Origin of the sequence: Mesorhizobium sp. M6A.T.Cr.TU.016.01.1.1 (assembly GCF_003952585.1) — a bacterium.
GTDB classification, from domain to species: Bacteria; Pseudomonadota; Alphaproteobacteria; order Rhizobiales; family Rhizobiaceae; genus Mesorhizobium; species Mesorhizobium mediterraneum.
In genome coordinates this window covers 5225668-5244837 of the sequence record NZ_CP034452.1, presented here as the reverse complement: position 1 = coordinate 5244837, position 19170 = coordinate 5225668, and the positions used below count along the sequence as shown (strand labels likewise).

Annotated in this window: 16 protein-coding genes and 2 tRNA genes; 6 read left to right on the top strand and 12 right to left on the bottom strand. The window is 61.5% G+C overall.

Translation table 11 applies throughout. From position 1 onward, the window contains the following. Positions 1-42 precede the first annotated feature (42 nt). Positions 43-1800, bottom strand: coding sequence for an arginine--tRNA ligase (gene argS / locus EJ075_RS25480; protein ID WP_126106216.1), 1758 nt, complete (start codon positions 1798-1800; stop codon positions 43-45). Positions 1801-1861: 61 nt separating this feature from the next. Continuing rightward, positions 1862-3076 carry a deoxyguanosinetriphosphate triphosphohydrolase gene (locus tag EJ075_RS25475; protein ID WP_126107453.1) on the bottom strand — a complete coding sequence of 405 codons (1215 nt, stop codon included), beginning with the start codon at positions 3074-3076 and terminating at the stop codon, positions 1862-1864. Positions 3077-3149: 73 nt separating this feature from the next. Between EJ075_RS25475 and erpA the strand changes: the two genes are divergently transcribed. The 4 genes from erpA to EJ075_RS25455 all read left to right on the top strand — a co-directional run bounded on the left by erpA (position 3150) and on the right by EJ075_RS25455 (position 5087). Further along, positions 3150-3497 carry an iron-sulfur cluster insertion protein ErpA gene (gene erpA, locus EJ075_RS25470; protein WP_126106215.1) on the top strand — a complete coding sequence of 116 codons (348 nt, stop codon included), beginning with the start codon at positions 3150-3152 and terminating at the stop codon, positions 3495-3497. A 2-nt stretch (positions 3498-3499) separates the two neighbouring features. After that, a complete protein-coding gene (locus tag EJ075_RS25465; RefSeq protein WP_126106214.1) occupies positions 3500-3892 on the top strand; it encodes a VOC family protein in 393 nt (130 codons plus the stop codon). Positions 3893-3899: 7 nt separating this feature from the next. Continuing rightward, complete coding sequence (gene xth, locus EJ075_RS25460; RefSeq protein ID WP_126106213.1) at positions 3900-4694, top strand: exodeoxyribonuclease III; 795 nt, start codon at positions 3900-3902, stop codon at positions 4692-4694. Between the two features lie 99 nt (positions 4695-4793). Further along, on the top strand, positions 4794-5087 hold the full coding sequence (locus EJ075_RS25455) for a hypothetical protein (protein WP_126106212.1): 294 nt from the start codon (positions 4794-4796) through the stop codon (positions 5085-5087). Between the two features lie 253 nt (positions 5088-5340). On the opposite strand, the gene EJ075_RS25445 is transcribed toward EJ075_RS25455, so the two are convergent. From EJ075_RS25445 to EJ075_RS25430, 4 genes are all read right to left on the bottom strand, one after another. Continuing rightward, positions 5341-6177, bottom strand: coding sequence for a tetratricopeptide repeat protein (locus tag EJ075_RS25445; protein ID WP_126106211.1), 837 nt, complete (start codon positions 6175-6177; stop codon positions 5341-5343). Next, positions 6164-7888 carry a dihydroxy-acid dehydratase gene (gene ilvD / locus EJ075_RS25440; RefSeq protein WP_126106210.1) on the bottom strand — a complete coding sequence of 575 codons (1725 nt, stop codon included), beginning with the start codon at positions 7886-7888 and terminating at the stop codon, positions 6164-6166. The genes EJ075_RS25445 and ilvD overlap by 14 nt, the downstream gene beginning before the upstream one ends. Before the next feature lie 280 nt (positions 7889-8168). Beyond that, positions 8169-9404, bottom strand: a complete 1236-nt coding sequence (locus EJ075_RS25435) for an outer membrane protein transport protein (RefSeq protein ID WP_126106209.1) — start codon at positions 9402-9404, stop codon at positions 8169-8171. Positions 9405-9839: 435 nt separating this feature from the next. After that, complete coding sequence (locus EJ075_RS25430) at positions 9840-12623, bottom strand: valine--tRNA ligase (protein ID WP_126106208.1); 2784 nt, start codon at positions 12621-12623, stop codon at positions 9840-9842. A 277-nt stretch (positions 12624-12900) separates the two neighbouring features. Here EJ075_RS25430 and EJ075_RS25425 point away from each other — a divergent pair, with 277 nt between their 5' ends. Then, positions 12901-13545 (top strand): VOC family protein, encoded by a 645-nt coding sequence (locus EJ075_RS25425; protein WP_126106207.1) that lies wholly within the window; start codon positions 12901-12903, stop codon positions 13543-13545. A 60-nt stretch (positions 13546-13605) separates the two neighbouring features. Here EJ075_RS25425 and EJ075_RS25420 read toward each other — a convergent pair whose 3' ends face one another. The 5 genes from EJ075_RS25420 to EJ075_RS25400 all read right to left on the bottom strand — a co-directional run bounded on the left by EJ075_RS25420 (position 13606) and on the right by EJ075_RS25400 (position 17709). After that, positions 13606-14481 (bottom strand): PopZ family protein, encoded by an 876-nt coding sequence (locus EJ075_RS25420; protein WP_126106206.1) that lies wholly within the window; start codon positions 14479-14481, stop codon positions 13606-13608. Positions 14482-14693: 212 nt separating this feature from the next. Then, entirely contained in the window at positions 14694-16091 is a 1398-nt protein-coding gene (locus tag EJ075_RS25415) for a TolC family outer membrane protein (RefSeq protein ID WP_126106205.1), read from the bottom strand. Between the two features lie 184 nt (positions 16092-16275). Beyond that, a complete protein-coding gene (locus tag EJ075_RS25410; protein ID WP_126106204.1) occupies positions 16276-16944 on the bottom strand; it encodes a protein-L-isoaspartate O-methyltransferase in 669 nt (222 codons plus the stop codon). Positions 16945-17052: 108 nt separating this feature from the next. Next, a tRNA-Cys gene (locus EJ075_RS25405) sits at positions 17053-17126 on the bottom strand. A gap of 322 nt (positions 17127-17448) precedes the next feature. Next, positions 17449-17709, bottom strand: coding sequence for a hypothetical protein (locus EJ075_RS25400; protein ID WP_029353198.1), 261 nt, complete (start codon positions 17707-17709; stop codon positions 17449-17451). A 221-nt stretch (positions 17710-17930) separates the two neighbouring features. On the opposite strand from EJ075_RS25400, the gene EJ075_RS25395 reads away from it, so the two are divergent. Next, positions 17931-18005 (top strand) — tRNA-Asn (locus EJ075_RS25395). Between the two features lie 137 nt (positions 18006-18142). Here the strand turns inward: EJ075_RS25395 and EJ075_RS25390 are convergent. Next, positions 18143-18598, bottom strand: coding sequence for a BA14K family protein (locus EJ075_RS25390; RefSeq protein WP_126106203.1), 456 nt, complete (start codon positions 18596-18598; stop codon positions 18143-18145). Between the last annotated feature and the right edge of the window lie 572 nt (positions 18599-19170).

Sequence of the window (19170 nt, the reverse complement as noted above, 5' to 3'; positions counted from 1 at the left end):
CAGCGCAATGTGGGCAAAAGGTGACAGGTTTTTTAGTCAAACCTAACGCATTTCGGTGGGCGCATCGGCTCCGATCAGCGTCAGGCCGGACGTCAAAACGTCCGAAACAGCCTGCACCAGCCCTAGTCTGGCATGCGTCAATTGTCGGTCGTTAACCTTAACAAAACGTAAGTCGGGATTCTCGGTGCCGCGGTTCCAATGTCCGTGGAAGCTGGAGGCGAGATCATAGAGGTAGAATGCCAGCCGGTGCGGCTCCAGCGCAAGGGCCGCGGATTCGATCAGCCGCGGATATTCCGCAAGCTTCCTGATCAGGCCGATCTCGCCTTCGTCGGTCAGCAAGGCGGTGGCGGCGGCCAGCCGACTGCGGTCGAAATTGGCCTCGCCCAACTGCTCGCTCGCTTGCCGGAACACCGAATGGCAGCGCGCCGAGGCGTACTGCACGTAGAACACCGGATTGTCCTTCGACTGCTCGGTCACCTTGGCGAAGTCGAAATCGAGCGGCGCATCGTTCTTGCGGTAGAGCATCATGAAGCGGATCGGATCGCGGCCGACTTCCTCCACCACTTCGCGCAGCGTCACGAATTCGCCCGACCGCTTCGACATGCGCACCGGCTCGCCTTCGCGAAAAAGCCTCACCAGCTGGCAAAGCAGCACGGTAAGTTTCACCTCGTCGCCGGCGATCGCCCGGGCGAGCGCTTCCAGGCGCTTCACATAGCCGCCATGATCTGCGCCGAGCACATAGATCAACTCGACGAAACCGCGATCGACCTTGTCCTTCAAATAGGCGACGTCCGCGGCGAAATAGGTGAAGGTGCCGTCAGACTTGACGAGCGCCCGGTCCATGTCGTCGCCGACCGCTGTCGAGCGGAACAGCGTCTGCTCGCGATCCTCCCAATCGTCCGGCTTCTCGCCCTTGGGTGGCGGCAGCTTGCCTTTGTAGATGTGGCCCTTGAGCGTCAGGTCGTTGATCGCAGAGCGGATTTTCCGGGCGTTGTCCGCATGCAGCGTGCGCTCCGAGAAAAAGACGTCGTGATGCACGTTGAGCAGCGCCAGATCCTCACGGATCATCGCCATCATCGCATCGATCGTCCTGTCCTTGACGATGGCAAGCGCTTCCTCGTCCGGCATCTGCAACAAGGAGCGGCCAAATTCGCCGGCCAATGCCTGGCCAACCGGGATCAGATAATCGCCCGGATAAAGCCCGGCAGGAATCTCGCCGATCTCGTCGCCAAGCGCCTCGCGGTAGCGCAGCATGACCGAGCGGCCAAGCACGTCGATCTGCGAACCAGCGTCGTTGATGACATATTCCTTGGTCACGTCATAGCCGGCGAAAGCCATCAGATTGGCGAGCGCATCACCAACCACGGCGCCGCGGCAATGGCCGACATGCATCGGTCCGGTCGGGTTGGCCGAGACATATTCGACATTGGCCTTCCTGCCGCCGCCAACCGTCGAGCGGCCGTAGTTGCGGCCTTCGCCGAGCAGCGCGGTCAGATGCACCTGCCAGAACGCATCCTTCAGCCTGAGGTTGACGAAGCCCGGACCGGCAATTTCGGTGGCGGCAATGTCGGTGTCGGCGCGCAGCGCCTGCGCCAACCTTTCAGCCAGAGCACGTGGCGACTGGCCGGTCGGCTTGGCCAGCACCATTGCCGCATTGGTCGCCAAGTCGCCATGGCTGGCGTCGCGCGGCGGCTCGACGGCGATGCGCGATAGGTCCAGCGTACCGCCGTCCTTGTCTTTCAAATCAAGCGCTTCGACAGCTCTGGTGATTCGCGCGTTGAAATCGGCGAAGATGTTCATTGGTGTGGCTCTGGCGGCTTTGCAGGGATCCGGCTCATTGGCCGGCAAAATCGAGCCCGCCCTAGCTCAATTCAGGCGTATGGTCAAACAAACGGCGGTGTTCTTTCAAAGCGTAGGTATCCGTCATGCCCGCCAGGAAATCGGCAACGCTGCGCGCCTTGATGCGATCGTCGGCCCGGTCGAGCCCTTCGCGCCAGCCATCGGGCATGGCGCGCGGATCGGCGAAATAGACCTCGAACAGGTCCTTGACGATCTGCTCGGCCTCGGTGCGCACGCGCATGACCTCACTGTGCCGGTAGAGATGCTTGTAGAGAAAGGCCTTCAATTCCTTTTCCGACGCGGCCATTTCGGCGGAAAAGGTCACCATCGACTCGCCTGCCGCCCTCACCGCGTCGGCGCTCTCCGGCTTGATGCGCGCAAGGTTCGCGGTTGTCGACACGATGACATCCTCGACCATCATCGTGATCTGCCGTCGCATCAGTTCGTGCCCTGTCCTCACATCGTCCAGCGCCGGATAGCGCTGGCGCACGCCTTCGAGGATCGATCCCGGCAAAGAGATCTTTTCCAGCATGTCCAGTGTCAGGAGGCCTGATCTCAGGCCGTCGTCGATGTCATGGGTGTTGTAGGCGATATCGTCGGCGATCGCCGCGCATTGCGCCTCGATGCCGGCGAAGCGGTCGAGTTCGAGGTCGTGCAACTCCGAATAGTCGCGGATCGCTTGCGGCACCGGCCCCTTCAAGCCCTTTCCCGTGGCGTCGGTCAGCGGTCCGTTGTGCTTGACCAGCCCCTCCAGCGTTTCCCAGGTGAGGTTCAGCCCGTCGAACTCGGCATAGCGGCTCTCCAGCCGCGTCACCACGCGCAGCGATTGTGCATTGTGGTCGAAGCCGCCCCATCCGGCCATCTTCTCGTTCAGCGCGTCCTCGCCGGTGTGGCCGAAGGGCGTGTGGCCGAAATCGTGCACCAGCGCCACCGCCTCGGCCAGATCCTCATCGCCGCGCAGCGCCCGCGCCAAGGCGCGCGCAATCTGCGCGACCTCGATCGAATGGGTCAGCCGGGTGCGGTAATGGTCACCCTCATGCGCGACGAACACCTGCGTCTTGTGCTTTAGCCGGCGGAACGCCGTCGAATGGATGATGCGGTCGCGGTCGCGCTGGAACGGCGTGCGGGTCGGGCTCTCCACCTCGTCGAACAGGCGCCCGCGCGACTTCGCCGGATCGCAGGCATAGGCTGCGCGCGGCCGATAGCCGAACCCGATGTCGCCCAACTCGTTGGTCATCGCCGATACCGCAGTTGACTTGCCCACTCGCGCTTCATACCTATCATGTGAAACCGAAAGCAAGGTGACGCCCATGGGCGCTGATGCCAAGACTGCCATGAAAGTCGAGATGACCGACGCCGCCGCCAGGCGGATCGCCAAGATTGTATCTGGCGAAGCCGGCAAGAAGGCGCTGCGCGTTTCGGTCGAGGGCGGCGGCTGCTCCGGCTTTTCCTACAAGTTCGATCTGGTCGATACGCGCAACGATGACGACGTCGCGATTGAGAAAGACGGCGCCACCGTGCTGATCGACGACCTCTCGCTGGTCTATATGGGCGGCTCGGTGATCGATTTCGTCGACGATCTGATGGGTCAGTCGTTCCAGATCAGGAACCCGAATGCGGTCGCCTCGTGCGGCTGCGGCACCAGCTTCAGTATTTAGAAATGCCTGCCATCGGCGCGGTCCGTCAGGTCGCGCTTTCAGCCGGACGCGATCTCGATGCAACGCTGGCGTTCTGGCACGACGTGCTCGGCATGGCGGTCCACGTGCGCTTCGATCCGCCCGGCATCGCCTTCATCATGGCCGGCGACGTGCGGCTGCTGTTCACCGATGGCCTGCCGGCCGGCACCGTCTATCTCGATATATCAGACCTCGACGATTTCCACGCCTCGGCAAAAGCCGCCGGTGTCCCCTTCACTGCGCCGCCGATGCTCGTCCATCGCGATACCGAAGGCCTGTTCGGGCCGGCGGGGGAAAGCGAATGGATGGCCTTCCTAAAGGACCCGGCAGGCAATACGATCGGCCTCGTCGAACGTCATCCGCCGGAACAGCAATGAGGCCGCCATGAAAATCGTCACCTGGAACATCAACGGCGTTCGGGCCCGCATCGGCAATCTGACCCATTGGCTGACGGAGAGCGCGCCTGATATCGCCTGCCTGCAGGAGATCAAGACGGTCGACGAGCAGTTTCCGCGCGCCGAGATCGAGGCGCTTGGCTACAACGTCGAAACCCATGGCCAAAAGGGCTTTAACGGCGTCGCCATCCTGTCGAAGCTGCGCTTCGACGAGGTTATCAGAGGCCTGCCTGGCGACGATGCCGACGAGCAGGCGCGTTTCATCGAGGGCGTGTTCTCAACCGACAAGGGCGCGTTGCGCGTTGCCTCGCTCTATTTGCCGAACGGCAACCCAATCGATGACGAGAAGAAGTTCTCCTACAAACTGTCCTGGATGGCGCGGCTGGAGCGCTGGGCCGAGGAGCGGCTCTCGCTCGAAGAGGCGCTGGTGCTGGCCGGGGACTACAATGTCATCCCCGAATTCATCGACGCGAAATTCCCGGAGAACTGGCTGGGCGATGCGCTGTTCCAGCCGCAGACGAGGCACGCGTTCCGGCGGCTGAAGAATCTCGGCTTCACCGAAGCCGTGCGCGCGGTCACCGACGCGCCGGACACCTACACATTCTGGGACTATCAGGCCGGCGCGTGGCAGAAGAACAACGGCATCCGGATCGATCACTTGCTGCTTTCGCCCGAAGCCGCCAACCGCTTTTCCTCAGCCTCGATCGAAAAGCACGTGCGCGCCTGGGAAAAACCCTCCGACCACGTGCCGGTGGCCGTTGAGCTGGCTTTTGCGCCAATCTGATCATTTCGAGGTTCGGATCGCCCGGATTCCCGGCCGATAGACCGTCATATCGCCACAATCCGGGGTTCCGCTGCAATTCGGGTTCGGCTGGGATTCAGGATGACGATCAGGTTTGCGCTTTGCCCATGTGCTGCGGCGCTCGCCCTCGCGGCGAACCCGGCTTTTGCCGACGCGGAATGCCTGGCCAACGGAAAATCATTCCAGATCGGCCAGGTCGCCTGCCTGACGCTTTCCGGCCAGAGCCACCTCGCCCGTTGCGACATGGTTCTCAACAACACGTCGTGGACAAAGATTCGGGACGATTGTCCGGAAAATACGACGCCGCGTCCGCACGCCACGCCAATCTCGACACCGGCGCCAAGCCCGGTGCCGGCGGAGCCCATCGAGAACTGATTTTTTGCGCGGCCGGCGCCGCCCCTCATTGCCCTGCCGGGCATTTCTCCCCGTACAGCGACGGGGAGAAAGAGGCTGTCATCACGGATTTCGCTAATCACCAGCGTTGCCGAAAGTGCGCCAAGGCTGCAGCAAGCGCCCTTCTCCCCGTCACTATACGGGGAGAAGGTGCCGGCAGGCGGATGAGGGGCGGCGCAAAGCTTCGAAAACTGAATTCAAAGAGTTCCAGTTCAGTCCTCAGCGAGCGCCAATCCTATTGGTCGCTGCCGCCCTTGGTGAGGATGTCATCGGCCAGCGAAATCGCAGTACGGCGGTCGGCCTCGCCCGCCGCAGCGAACGCCTCTTCCTGCATGCCGCGTATCCATGGCTGGTCGGAAGGTGAGGCCCGTTCAAGTGCCGCGGTCATCATTGCCAGTCCCCGAACGATCTTGCCGCTCTGGAAGAGCAGGTTGCCGAGCGTCGCCTGCGCACCGGCATGGCCCTTTTCCGCAGCGAGCTGGAACCAGCGTCCGGCCTGCTTGATGCTGGCCTTGACGCCGCCCTTGCCGTTCAAAAAGATCTGGCCCATCTCGAACTGCGCATTCGGGTTGCGGTAGTTGGCGGCGGCACGCATGTAATATTCCTGGGCCGCCACCTCGTTCTCTGTGATGGGGCTGCCGGGGATGCCCTTCCTCAAATAATCGCCGAGCGCCACGAGCGCATCCGATACATAGCTCTCTTCCGGCGAGCCGGGCTCTACGTCCTGGTCGACGATCTCTGAGAAGAACTTGAATGCCGCGTAATCGTCGCGCTCCACGCCGTCTCCCTCGGCATACATGCGCGCAAGCTTCCAGGTGGCGCCGATCTGGCCGTTTTCGGCCGCGTATTTGTAGGCCTCCGCGGCCTGCTCTTTGCGGCCGTTCTTGTAGGCGGAGAAGCCGAACTGGAACACCGCCCACGGGCTCGACTGCGGCTTCACGCCGGTCTTGTCGTCGAACACCTTATCATCGAAGGCCACGGCCTGGCCCGCGGCGCCCAAGGTCGCGCCAAAAGTGGCGATCGCGACCAGTGCCGAAAAGACAGACGACCTCAGCAACTCAGATATCCGCATAACAATGTGTTTCTTTCGCACCACCGGGATGGGTGACCGCGCCGTCGCGGGCTGGCCCAACCGTTTGTGCATATTTCCAGATCGCGCCCGACTGATAGTCGGTCGCGCGCGCCTTCCATGCCTTTGCCCTTGCCGCCAATTCGGTATCGGACAGATCAACCTCGATCGTGCCGTTCACCGCGTCGATCGAGATCAAATCGCCATCCTTGAGCAGCCCGATCGGACCACCCACGGCAGCTTCCGGCCCGACATGGCCGATGCAGAAACCGCGTGTCGCGCCCGAAAAGCGTCCATCGGTGATGAGAGCCACCTTGCCGCCCATGCCCTGGCCATAGAGAGCAGCCGTCGTCGATAGCATTTCCCGCATGCCCGGACCGCCGCGCGGCCCCTCGTAGCGGATGACGAGAACCTCGCCCTCGCTGTAGCTGCGATCCGTAACCGCCTGGAAACATTCCTCTTCCGAATCGAAGCAGCGCGCCGGACCAGAGAATTTCAGCTCCGACATGCCCGCGACCTTCACGATCGCGCCTTCGGGGGCAAGGTTTCCCTTCAAGCCCACGACACCACCCGTTTGGGTGATTGGTCGGTTGGCGGGACGGACCACATCCTGGCTATCATTCCAGGCTACATGCTCCATATTTTCGGCTAAAGTGCGGCCGGTCACTGTCAGGCAGTCGCCATGCAGATAGCCGTGGTCGAGCAACGTCTTCATCAAGAGCGGAATGCCGCCGGCCTCGAACATGTCCTTGGCTACATATTTGCCACCCGGCTTCAGGTCGGCGATGTAGGGCGTCTTCTCGAAGATCCTGGCCACGTCGAAGAGGTCGAACTTAATCCCCGCCTCATGCGCGATCGCCGGCAAATGCAGCGCTGCGTTGGTCGAGCCGCCGGTGGCCGAAACCACAGTTGCCGCATTCTCCAGCGCCTTCAGCGTGACGATATCGCGCGGGCGGATATTCTTTGCGATCAGCTCCATGATCTTTTCGCCGGAGGCGAAATTGAAGCGGTCGCGCATCTCGTAAGGCGCCGGCGCCCCGCAGGAATAGGGCAGCGCCAGGCCGATGGCCTCGGCGACGGTGGCCATGGTGTTGGCGGTGAACTGGGCGCCGCAAGAGCCGGCCGACGGACAAGCGGCCTGTTCGATTTCGAGGAGTTCGGCGTCATCGATGGTGCCGACCGAGTGCTGGCCGACGGCCTCGAACACGTCCTGGATAGTGATTTGCCGGCCCTTGTAGGAACCGGGCAGGATCGAGCCGCCATAGATGAAGATCGACGGCACGTTGAGCCGCACCATGGCCATCATCATGCCGGGCAGCGACTTGTCGCAGCCGGCAAGGCCGACCAGCGCGTCGTAGCAGTGGCCGCGCATAGTGAGTTCGACGGAATCGGCGATGACCTCGCGCGATACCAGCGACGATTTCATGCCCTGGTGGCCCATGGCGATGCCGTCGGTGACGGTGATGGTGCAGAATTCGCGCGGCGTGCCGTTAGCCGCGGCGACGCCCTTCTTGACCACCTGCGCCTGTCGCATCAGCGAGATGTTGCAGGGTGCCGCCTCATTCCAGCAGCTCGCGACGCCGATCAGCGGCTGCGCGATCTCGGCCGCCGACAATCCCATCGCATAGAGATAGGAGCGGTGCGGCGCACGCGCCGGACCGACGGTCACATGGCGGCTGGGCAGCTTGGCCTTGGAGATGACTCTGTCGTCCATACTCTTCCTTGCCGCGGGCGATGCGGCCCTGCCCCATTGCCGAGCCTGTTGGCACGTGTCCCGAGACAAATCCGAGGTGCGCCGGGTTTATGGCGGGAAATAGGCAATGTCCCCGGGCGCCCTTGCGGCGCGAGGGTTGCCCAGAAACTGTTGCCAAAACGTCACAATCGCAGGAGGCATAGGGACGCGGCGTATTTGCGACGCCGCTTGGATGTTCGGGAAGGCCACTCGAACAAAAAAGCCGGGCATTGCCCGGCTTTTTTCTATTGAAAACCTACACTTAGAACTTAATCTTAACCGAAGCTGAGCCAGCAAGGAGCAGATCGTCGCCGTAGGTGTAGGTAATGGCGTTTGCCGTGTCGCCAACACCGGTGAAGGTCGACGACCCACCGGTCAGCACACCGATCGAGCCACCAAGTCTGACCTCGATCTTGTCGTTCGGCGAGTAAGAAATGCCGCTGGCCACGGACCAGGTGTCCGACTGATAGCCGGAAGTCGTCGAGGTTCCACGATCCCAGGTCAGCGAAACCGCGCCAGACAATTGGTCGGTGAACTTGTGAGCTATGCCGCCCGTGACCGTCCAACCGTCGCGATACAGCAGGTCGAAGGAAACATCGGAGTCCGGCGAGCCAGGTATGCCGCCGGTTACAGGGCTGCGAACACCTTTAATCGGAATGATGCCAAGCCTGCTCCATTCTTGCCAGCGGATAGAGCCAAAGGCCAGCCAGCCAGGAGCTATGCCGCTCTGCAGCTTGAGTTCCACAGCTTGGGGTATCTCGGCCGAGGCGGAGACAGGAAAGACCCCGGTAGAGCCCGGAATCAGATCGGCTGGAAAGGCGCCCCTAAAACCGGTTGAGTCGACGGTGCCCGACAGTCCATCATATTTGTAGCTCGAAGAGTATATCAGGCTTGCGCGCAAGGCGATTTCGGGAATTTCATAGGCGGTGCCCACGCGCCAACCCCATGCCTCATCGGAAAGCTTGAATTTTCCGAGGCCGGTATTGCCGAAGGCCAGCAGTGTCTGGCGGGACAGAAACGCATCGACCTCCTGGTAGGAGACGCCGCCGATGAACCGGATGGCGCCCTTGCCGAGATTTACCTTGTAGGAGCAGGTAAGGCCGAAATCATTTGTTTTGACGTAGTATTTGACCGCCGTTGGCGAATAGGCGTTGTTCATTCCGAAGTCTGCCTCCGCACCGTACGGTTCCGTATACGTCGCAAGACAATCCACTGGTTCGAAGATGTTGGCCTTGAAGCCGACGCGCGGCACCGCGTAGTCGCCACCAACGTCTATTTCCGACGTCGACATTCCCGAGCCATCCAGGCGCTGCACATTCTTCAGTGTGCGCTGCGGCGAAACATAGGTGATGCCGGCATCGAACGAATACGGTGCGGCATCAAATAACTGGTCGATATTGACACCGCCGCGGTCGAAGCCGCCGGCATTCGCAACGCCCGAAATCAATAGCGAAAAGCACCCCGCCCCCAGCAGCGCTTTCAGACGCAAATTGTTCATGAATCTCCTCCCCGAACATTAGTGGGGTCAAGCTAGAACCAATTCAGGTTAACGGCGCAACAACGAATTCTCGATGTGTACACGTACACCTGCGACGACCGCATTTTAGACAAAGTGACAGCTTCACCGCAGAGCCGGAAAACGGCCTATTGGGTTGCAAATCGACGAAAAAATTGAGAAAAATCGCATGAAACGACGCAAAAACAGCCCGTTTTGCAAAAATAAGCCCCATTGTTACATTACGGCAACAATAGGGCCAAAACATTCCGTTTACGTCAGGATTTACGCTGCGGAATGCCTATTTTCGTGGCAGGAAGCCCATCCGAAAAGCGGGTTCGGAGACTCGGGAATCCAGAGCATCGGACCCAAAAACGGAACGCCGGTTTTGGAACGATTCGATGCCCGACAGTCCGATGCTCAAACACCAAAGATAGGTTAACCGGCCTCGCGCACCCGCGTCAGCGCCACCGAAAGCTTTTCTTGCGCCTCGCGATACTCGGCGAGTTTTTCGCGCTCGGCTTCCACGACATCTTCCGGCGCGTTGGCGACGAATTTCTCGTTGGACAGCTTCTTGTGCAGGCGGGCGATCTCCTCGGTCACCTTGACCAGTTCCTTCTGCAGCCGCGCCGCCTCGGCGGTAAGGTCGATCAGGCTGCCGAGCGGCAGGCAGATGGTCGCCTCGTTGAGCACGATCTGGGCGGAGCCCCTGGGCGCCGTATCGACCAGCGAGATGTCGCCGACCCGCGCCAGCCGCTTGATGGCCGATGCCTGGCGCTCAAGCCTTTCGCGGGTCGTGGCATTGGCGCCGATCACCATCAGCGGCGCGATCGCGGCCGGCGGCACGTTCATCTCCGAGCGCACGGAGCGGATACCTGAGACGAGATCGACCAGCCAGTTGATGTCGGCGGCCGCTGCCTCATCCTCGAAGTCGGGCGACGGCCAGGCGGCATGGCAAAGCAGCGACGGCCGTTCCTTGCCCTCGCCTGATGTCTCAGCCCACAGTTCTTCGGTCATGAACGGCATCATCGGATGCAGCAGCTTATAGATCTCATCGAGCACGAAGGCGACGCAGGCCCGGCTCTCGGCCTTGGCAGCCTCGTCAGTGCCCATGAACACCGGCTTCAGCAGTTCCAGATACCAGTCGCAGAACAGGTTCCAGACGAAGCGATAGGCCGCACCCGCCGCCTCGTTGAAGCGGTATGAGGTGATGCCATCGGTGATTTCGCGCGCGGCGCGCGTCAGTTCGGTCAGGATCCAGCGGTTGACCGCCAGCTTGGCGTCGTTCAGCCAGAAATCGTCGTTCCTTGCGACGTCATTCATCTCGGCAAAACGCGTCGCGTTCCACAGCTTGGTGCCGAAGTTGCGGTAGCCGGCGATGCGAGCCGGATCGAGCTTCACGTCGCGTCCTTGCGCCGCCATCACCGTCAGCGTGAAGCGCAGGGCGTCAGCGCCGTATTCGTCGATGAGATCGAGCGGGTCGATGACGTTGCCTTTCGACTTCGACATCTTCTGCCCGTTCTTGTCGCGCACTAGCGCGTGCATATAGACGGTATGGAACGGCTCCTCGTCCATGAAATGCAGGCCCATCATCATCATGCGAGCGACCCAGAAGAAGATCAGGTCGAAACCGGTCACCAGCACGTCGGTCTGATAGTAGCTCTTCAGTTCCGGCGTCTTTTCCGGCCAGCCAAGCGTCGAGAACGGCCACAGCGCCGAAGAGAACCATGTGTCGAGCACGTCCTCGTCGCGGCTCAAGATCTCGCCCGGCTTGAAATTCTCGAGCTTGTCCTCGACCCAGGCCTTCCATGGCCCTTCCAGCGCCAGATAATATTCGACGGCGGCTGCGAGCGCCTCCTCTTCGGTCTTCTCGACGAAGACGCGTCCGTCCGGACCGTACCAGGCCGGGATCTGGTGACCCCACCAGAGCTGGCGCGAGATGCACCAGGGTTCAATGTTTTCCATCCACTGGAAGTAAGTCTTCTCCCAGCTACTGGGTATGATCTTGGTGCGGCCTTCGCGCACGGACGCGATCGCCGGCTTGGCGAGTTCGGCCGCATTGACATACCACTGGTCGGTCAGGAGCGGCTCGATCGGCACGCCGCCGCGATCGCCATGCGGCACCGCATGGCGGTGCGGCTCGACCTTTTCGAGGAAGCCGCCCGTCTCCATCAGCGCGACGATCTTGTTGCGCGCGGCGAAACGATCGAGGCCGTTGAGCTCATCCCAGACGGCCTGGCGCTCGGGCGTCACCTCCAGCCCGGCGAGAAAATCTTCATTGTCCCCGAGGGTCACCGCCGCCTCGACGGTGAGAATGTTGATCGCCGGCAGCCTGTGGCGCTTGCCGACCTCGAAGTCGTTGAAATCATGCGCTGGCGTGATCTTGACCGCGCCGCTGCCTTTTTCCGGATCGGAATAGCCGTCCGCCACCACCGGGATCCTGCGGCCGACGATCGGCAGGACAAGGTTCTTGCCAACCAGATGCCGGAAACGCTCGTCGTCCGGATGCACCGCCACCGCCGTATCGCCGAGCATCGTTTCGGGGCGCGTCGTCGCCACGGTGATGAAGGTTTTCGGATTTTCCGGATCGAAGACCGCGCCCTCGACGGGATAGCGGAAATGCCAGAGATTGCCGTTGACCTCCTGCTGCTCGACCTCCAGGTCGGAAATGGCCGTGAGCAGCTTCGGGTCCCAGTTCACAAGGCGCTTGTCCTTGTAGATCAGCCCTTCCTTGTAGAGCGTGACGAACACCTCGAGCACCGCCTGCGACAGGCCCTCGTCCATGGTGAAGCGCTCTCGGCTCCAGTCGGCCGAGGCACCAAGCCGCTTCAGCTGGTTTAAGATCGCGCCGCCGGATTCGGCCTTCCACTCCCAGACTTTCTCGATGAACTCATCGCGCGTCAGGTCGCGGCGGTGGATCTGCTTCTCCATAAGCTGGCGTTCGACCACCATCTGCGTGGCGATGCCGGCATGGTCCATGCCGGGCTGCCACAGCACGTTCTTGCCGCGCATGCGCTCGAAGCGCACCAGAATGTCCTGCAGCGTGTTGTTGAGCGCATGGCCCATATGCAGCGAGCCGGTGACGTTCGGCGGCGGGATGACGATGGTGAAGGCTTCGGCCCCCTCCTCGGCGCCTGCGCCGGCACGAAACGCGTCGGCCTCTTCCCAGATTTTGGCGATCTTCGGCTCGACGGTTTTGGCGTCGTAGGTTTTTTCGAGCATGGAAAGGCGTCCGAGCTGTCGGGATTGTTGGGTTTGGTGTAAATCGGAAGGCAGTTGGCAAGTCAACCGGCCGCAGATGGCATGGCCAATAGATAGGGGCCTCATAGTTCGAGGCAATTCGCATAAGCGATCCTCCATGCAGCCAAGCCTCTTGACCGGCGATCGCGAACCGCAATACCTTGCCAACGCTGCTGTAGGGCGCATCGGCTACCCGCCGGAGGGGCATTGCCCGCCTACGACACTTTAACCCTCACCGCGCCCTAGCCGAATTTCGAACATGTCGAATTTCGAAAACTTCAGGAAACAGGCCAAACTCCACCTGCGCTGGCATCGCGAGCGGTACTATCCCGTCGCGGCTGCGATCGGGTCGATACTGCCACGTTTCCGCCATCTGACCGATCGCGAGATCCTGGATCACAGCTTCAAGCTTGCCGACGCCCAGGAGCTGGTTGCCAAGAAGGCTGGTTTCGAAAGCTGGCAGGCGCTGAAGAAAGGCCTTCAAACCATGACCGACAGCACGACATCCGATGCCGAAAAACCCTTCCTTGCCTTGGCCGAGCCGCAGCTTTTTGTCTGCGACATCGCTGCCGCCCGGGCGTTCTATGAACAGAAGCTCGGCTTCACGACGCGCTTCACCTATGGCGAACCGCCCTTCTATGCCCAGGTCTTTCGCGACGGCGCGCGGTTGAATCTGCGCCATGTCGACAAGCCTCTGTTCGACAACGGCTTAAGAGCAAGAGACGACTTGCTGTCGGCAACCATCGCGGTCGACGCCATCAAGCCGCTGTTCCTGGAGTACCAGGCGGCTGGGGCCAGCTTTCATCAGACGTTGCGGACCGAACCGTGGGGCGCCCGCACCTTCATCGTGGCAGATCCCGACGGAAACCTGATCGCCTTTGCCACATCGGTTGAGAGCGGTTGAGCTCCCAGGCCAACGAAACCGCCGCCGCAGTGGTGGTGGTTTCATCCGCTGTCGGAATTGTTACTGCGCGCCGCGCGCCACGCGTTCGATTTCCTCGCGCACCAGCCGCTCGACCAGCGTCGGCAGATTGTTGTCCAGCCAGTCTTGCAGCATGGGCCTGAGCATCTCTTCGGCCATCTCGTCGAAGGTTTTCTTGCTGCGGCTGGCGAACGCATCGGAAAGCTCGCCGAAGGCGGCGGCGACCTGCCGGCCCGTATGTTCGGAAAGGATCGCCGGACGAGCCGACGATGCCTCGTTTGTCGCCGGGCGCGCCAATCCGCTTTGCGGCGGAGCCGGCTCGAAAGCAGGTTCGGCCGCGTCCTCGAAAACCTCGGCCTTTGGTTCGGCATCCGGCGCCAGTCGCACTTCAGCCCTGTCCGGCTTGGCCGCGGTCATCGCTTCGCCGACTGCGGCGATCTCACGCCGCCAGTCGGCAACGATGCTGTCGGTCGTTTCCGCAACCGTTGCCGTCGCATCCGGCTTGGCGGTCGGGGCCGGCTCGCCAGCGACCCCGGCAAGCGTCACGGGAGCTTTGAGCGGAGCCGGATCGGAACGCACCGACGGCTCCATGCGCGCGACGACGGGCTCGGCGGCCGATGGAGGCCTCTGCACCTCAGCCAGCGTGGCCGGCCTTCTGGCGTCAAATCCCGGACGCAATTCGGCGCGAAACGCATCCACCTCCGGCGGCGTCCCGCCTGCCCCCGACGGCGCCCTGCCTGCCTCCGGCGGCGCCCCGGCCGCCGGCGGCGGCACAGTCACCGACGCCAAATCCTGCAGCAGGTCGTCCGCTTCGTCCGGCTGCTTGCGACCGGTATCATTGTCCTCGATGATCCTCCTGATGGAAGCCAGTATCTCTTCCATGGAAGGTTCGCGTTGCACGCTGCTTGCCGTCGCCATCGTCACATCCGCCGCCCTTGTGACTCGTTGCAGATTTCCAGTCCGGCCAAGCCGGATTCGAATCATGGCAACAGCGTAACCGACGGATCGCCTTACGAGAATCCCCAATCTGAGGGTGTGTTGGATTTCAACAGATTAGAGCCCGCGCATTCTTTTGAACGCACGGGCTCTAATAGTTTGAAATTGGACGAGATTTGAACCTGGTGGAACGATTAGCGACCGTCTGGGGTGCGCAGACCGATCCACTTGTCCTTGACCGCATTGTAATGCTCTTCAGGTCTGTATTTCGTCACCTGAAGAGCGAGACGATCGACCGAAAGGCGACCGACCGCCGAGAGAATGGCATAGCTCGCCACCACCAAATCGCGTTCGGAACTGGCCTGGTTGATCTTGGCAGTGATCAGGGTGGCTTGGGCATTGAGAACGTCGAGCGTGGTGCGCTGGCCGACATTGCGCTCCTCGATGACGCCGCTCAAGGCAAGTTGCGCGGCGGCGATCACCTGCCTGTTGGCCACCACGGTTTGCTGGGCGGCAGTATATTGCGTCCACGCCGAGGTCACGGCTTGCCGCACGGTGTCGCGGCTGACATCGACCTCGATCCGCGCCTGGCTGAGTGATTCCTTATTCTGGCGCACCGTCGCCGAGTTCCGGCCGCCCGAATAGATCGGTATAGTCAGTGTGGCACCGATGCTGGCCGAATTGGTTGTGCCATCCTGCGCCGAATCGGGAACGCCCAGACCCGCCCTCGTGTCGCGATAGGTGCTGGAAACGCCGGCGGAAGCCGAGACCTGCGGCAGCAGCGCGCCTTCGGACGATTTCACCGAAAATGCCGCCGCGTCGACCAGATGCTGGGTGGCGAGGATGGCGGGGTGCTCAATGGATGCAATCGCGATTGCCGCGTCGAGGTTTGAAGGCAACAGCTTCGACAGCGGCGAAGCGGCCCTGAGTCTGCCCGGCTCGTCGCCGACGATCTGGCGATAAGTCGCAGCGCTCGCCAGCGCCTGCGCGCGGGCCGCGGCCAGTTCCGCCACGGCGGAGGAGCGCTCGGCGTCGGCCTGCGCCACGTCGGTGCGGGTGCCTTCGCCGACCTCGAAGCGCGAGCGCGCCGCGCGCGCCTGCTCGGTCAGGAATTGCAGGTTCTGCTCGGTCAGCACCGCCACTTGCCGATCGCGAATCACGTCCATGTAGGCGCTTGCCGCGTTGAACAAGATATTCTCTTCGGTGTTGCGCAGGCTCTCGACCGAGGCGCGGACTCGCGATTCAGCGGCGGCGACGTTGTTCTTGGTCTGAAAGCCGTCGAACAGGGTCTGGTCGATCTGGACGCCAAAGTTACCCGTGGTCAAGTTGACGCTTTGGTTCAAGCGAGTGTTGCGGCTGCTGGAGTAGTCGATGCTCGCGGAACCGGTGACGGTCGGGCGCCAGCCGGACTTGGCGATGGCGACACCCTCATCGGTGACGCGGACGCCGGCACGAGCCGAATTGAGCGAGGAATTGTTCTGGTAGGCTTTTGAAAGTGCACCAAGGATGGTTTCCGCCGAGGCGGCCACTGGAGAAAGCGCGGTCGCGGAAACAAGGACAGCGGCAAAAAGATTCTTGCGTAAAGACGGCACGTTATTCCCTCATTCGTTTTGCATGGGAACCGCACCGCGCCGGCTTCTCTCATTCGAGCAGCCGGCGCGGTGTGTTTCAGGTTCCCTGCTGTCAGCCCCCAAGAGTACCCCAGTCATGCGGATCAGCAACGATTGTTCAAGCGCAAGCGAACATGACGACGCCTCTGCTGCAAGCCAAAATCATTCAGAACTCAAACGCACGGATACGTTCAAATCCCGGTAGTGGCTTAATTGCCGCATTAAATGCGCCTCTTCCGGTTACAACCCCCCCTGTCTTAAGAAACAATCGGGCCACACCCGAATTCCCCTGCCCTTCGACGGCGACGAGACGGCCGCCCTCCGCAAGCTGGTCGAGCAGCGATGCCGGCACTTTCTCCACGCTGCCGCCGATGAAAATAACATCGTAGGGCGCCTCCGCGGCATGGCCTTCCGGCAGCGATCCCTTGACCACGCTGACGTTGTCGCAGCCCAGCGCCGAAAGCGTCGACATGGCGGTCTCGGCCAATGCCGGATCGCTTTCCAGCGCGACGACCGACTTTGCCAGCCGCGACAGGATCGCCGCCGCATAGCCGGTGCCGCAGCCGACATCGAGCGCCGAATCGCCAGGGCCGATCTCGGCCAATTGCACCAGCTTGGCCAGCGGCGAAGGCTCCATGAGATAGCGTGGGCCATCCGCTCCATTGGCAATGCGGATGTCCTCGTCGATATAGGCTAGATCGCGCTGGCCGGGGGCGACAAAGGCCTCGCGCGGCACGACGAGCATCGCGTCGAGCAACGGCGCGCTGGTCACGTCGGTGGTGCGGATCTGGCCATCGACCATTTTCACCCGGCGTTCGGCAAAATCAGCGCTCATATCCCAACCAATCTGCCCAAAAACCAATCTGCTCGCCGCGCCGGGGCCGCGGCTCATTTCGACCGAAACTCGAGCCCCCTGGCGCTGGTGCGCGGGAGCTTGGGCAATTGGAGGCCTCGCCCGGAATCGAACCGGGGTGCAAGGATTTGCAGTCCTCTGCGTAACCACTCCGCCACGAGGCCTCATTGCTCCCGGCGTTCCACCCGGTTCCAATAGGTTGCGGCGAAAATGCCGTCAAGCGGCCATGGTGCATTCCGGACGGTTTCCTCTGGGCCATGATGCCACGTGTCGAATCGTCGACACGCATGCTGCAATTAATACATTAGTTAACCGTTAAGTATCGAATATGGCAAAGAGAAGCCCCGGGCCTGGACCTTACGTGGGGTAAGCAGAAGGCTCCGCCATTCTGAAGGAGAATTGCGAGGGCCGGGAAAGCGCTCCGGGCATTAGCCGGGGCTGAGTCGGGCTGGAAAGACGCCCCCCTCACAGAGGCTTGCCACGTCGTCAGTTCGGCCGCCGCCGCCGCTCCCACCACACGACGAGCCGGCGCCGATGGCGGCGCACCAAGGCAAACTCGTAGGAGAGCACCAGCAATCCGATCGGAATCATCCAGAAGCCCAGGATCGGCAGGAAGCCGAGAATGCCGCCGAAGATCAGCACGACGCCGATCGCAATCCTGAGGCCGCGCGAGCGCGGCATGGTGAATTGACGGCCGAAGACCGATATTTTCCGTGCCGGTGGATGGTTGTGGCTTGCTGCGCTCATGTCTGGTTGGTGGTCCGTTCGGGCAAAGTAAAAGCACCAGCTGACGAATGCCGCAACCACCTTTTCGGTTCCGCGCAGCCCGTCAGACGGCTCATATGAGGACGCGCGCACATGATTGCGAGAAGTCGTCGCGCGAAAAAGCGCCGAAAAATACGAAATGCTTCTTTGCAAAGCCGAAACGGGTTTGCTATAGGCTGCGCCACTCACATGAGAGCGTCTGTTCCCCGGTAGCTCAGTGGTAGAGCAACCGGCTGTTAACCGGTTGGTCGCTGGTTCGAATCCGGCCCGGGGAGCCAATTTCCACGCATACCCATTGAAGCTATCAGGAAATGGCAGCCTCCCCGCCGAAGCGGGGTGCGGTGATGCGGTCAGTCGGCATAAAAAGCCCGCGCCGTCGCCGGCACGGGCTCTGTCAACATCTCAGCTCGCCGAATCAGTAGGGCGAATTGCACTGCTGTCGAGGTCCGTAGTTGGGCTGGAACGTATTGTCGGACGCGCGGTAACTGCGGTACCGGTCGTAACACCACTCGACATGGGCGTCGCCACGATTAACACGGTTCTGGTTGTTGTTGATGATCGCACTGCCGATCACCGCGCCGGTGGCGAATGCAGCCAGCGGGAACCAGTAGTCGCCATGACGGCGATGGCCGCGACGGTACTCACGATAACCGCGATGGCCGTTCCAGTGGGAGCCATCGTGGCGCGAAAATTTGCGGTTTTTGCGGTTGTGGCGCTTCCCCCACGGATTATGGTCAACCGTCTGCACATCAGTCGAAACGGACGGCGCTTGCGGCAGGAATACCTGAGCTGCGTCAGCAGGCACTGCTATGGTGGTCGCGAACGATACCGATAACGCGGCCGCCAGCAAACCCGACATGATCTTGTTCATGATCTCTCCTTAAACGAAAGTTGAGGCTCAGTTCCCTAAAGCGAATATTACAGGCCACCTTACTATTTCGCCGCCGTTTATCAAAGACAAAAACCGTGAAACCGGGCTAGTCTTGATAAAGTGGCGAAGTATGGTCAACCGCCATTTAATCCAGTTTAATATAGCCGTCGTAAAACACGAGTCTCGTCCGGCATTACAGCCGAGTGGCCAAGATCGTTAGCAGATCGTTAGCAGCCGATATGTCTGAGACCGGCCACGACTCACCGGACAGTCACCGCAAGTATGGCGGCGTAGCCTGCCACGAGCGAGCGGATCCTATAGCTTTGGAAAGAAAAATCTCATGACCAAAGTCATGATCGCATATTGGAGCAGCACGGGCGTTCTGCGCCTGTTGTACGCAGCCGGACCCTGATGTATCTCGCCGAGTTCGGGACAGGATCGGAAGCATCGAGGTGCGCCTGCTATGGCTAGACCCGGCGAACTTCCGCGATCACGCCATAATCAATCCGGCGAATTTTGCCACTCTTTCTTCGTGGTGAACCCCAACGCCGCTTGGCCGGCGCCAACCTAGG

Bases quoted from the DNA above. Each gene is read 5' to 3' on its own strand.
- argS (WP_126106216.1), bottom strand. From the start codon at position 1,800: ATGAACATCTTCGCCGATTTCAACGCGCGAATCACCAGAGCTGTCGAA.
- EJ075_RS25475 (WP_126107453.1), bottom strand. From the start codon at position 3,076: ATGACCAACGAGTTGGGCGACATCGGGTTCGGCTATCGGCCGCGCGCA.
- erpA (WP_126106215.1), top strand. From the start codon at position 3,150: ATGGGCGCTGATGCCAAGACTGCCATGAAAGTCGAGATGACCGACGCC.
- EJ075_RS25465 (WP_126106214.1), top strand. From the start codon at position 3,500: ATGCCTGCCATCGGCGCGGTCCGTCAGGTCGCGCTTTCAGCCGGACGC.
- xth (WP_126106213.1), top strand. From the start codon at position 3,900: ATGAAAATCGTCACCTGGAACATCAACGGCGTTCGGGCCCGCATCGGC.
- EJ075_RS25455 (WP_126106212.1), top strand. From the start codon at position 4,794: ATGACGATCAGGTTTGCGCTTTGCCCATGTGCTGCGGCGCTCGCCCTC.
- EJ075_RS25445 (WP_126106211.1), bottom strand. From the start codon at position 6,177: ATGCGGATATCTGAGTTGCTGAGGTCGTCTGTCTTTTCGGCACTGGTC.
- ilvD (WP_126106210.1), bottom strand. From the start codon at position 7,888: ATGGACGACAGAGTCATCTCCAAGGCCAAGCTGCCCAGCCGCCATGTG.
- EJ075_RS25435 (WP_126106209.1), bottom strand. From the start codon at position 9,404: ATGAACAATTTGCGTCTGAAAGCGCTGCTGGGGGCGGGGTGCTTTTCG.
- EJ075_RS25430 (WP_126106208.1), bottom strand. From the start codon at position 12,623: ATGCTCGAAAAAACCTACGACGCCAAAACCGTCGAGCCGAAGATCGCC.
- EJ075_RS25425 (WP_126106207.1), top strand. From the start codon at position 12,901: ATGTCGAATTTCGAAAACTTCAGGAAACAGGCCAAACTCCACCTGCGC.
- EJ075_RS25420 (WP_126106206.1), bottom strand. From the start codon at position 14,481: ATGGCGACGGCAAGCAGCGTGCAACGCGAACCTTCCATGGAAGAGATA.
- EJ075_RS25410 (WP_126106204.1), bottom strand. From the start codon at position 16,944: ATGAGCGCTGATTTTGCCGAACGCCGGGTGAAAATGGTCGATGGCCAG.
- EJ075_RS25400 (WP_029353198.1), bottom strand. From the start codon at position 17,709: ATGAGCGCAGCAAGCCACAACCATCCACCGGCACGGAAAATATCGGTC.
- EJ075_RS25390 (WP_126106203.1), bottom strand. From the start codon at position 18,598: ATGAACAAGATCATGTCGGGTTTGCTGGCGGCCGCGTTATCGGTATCG.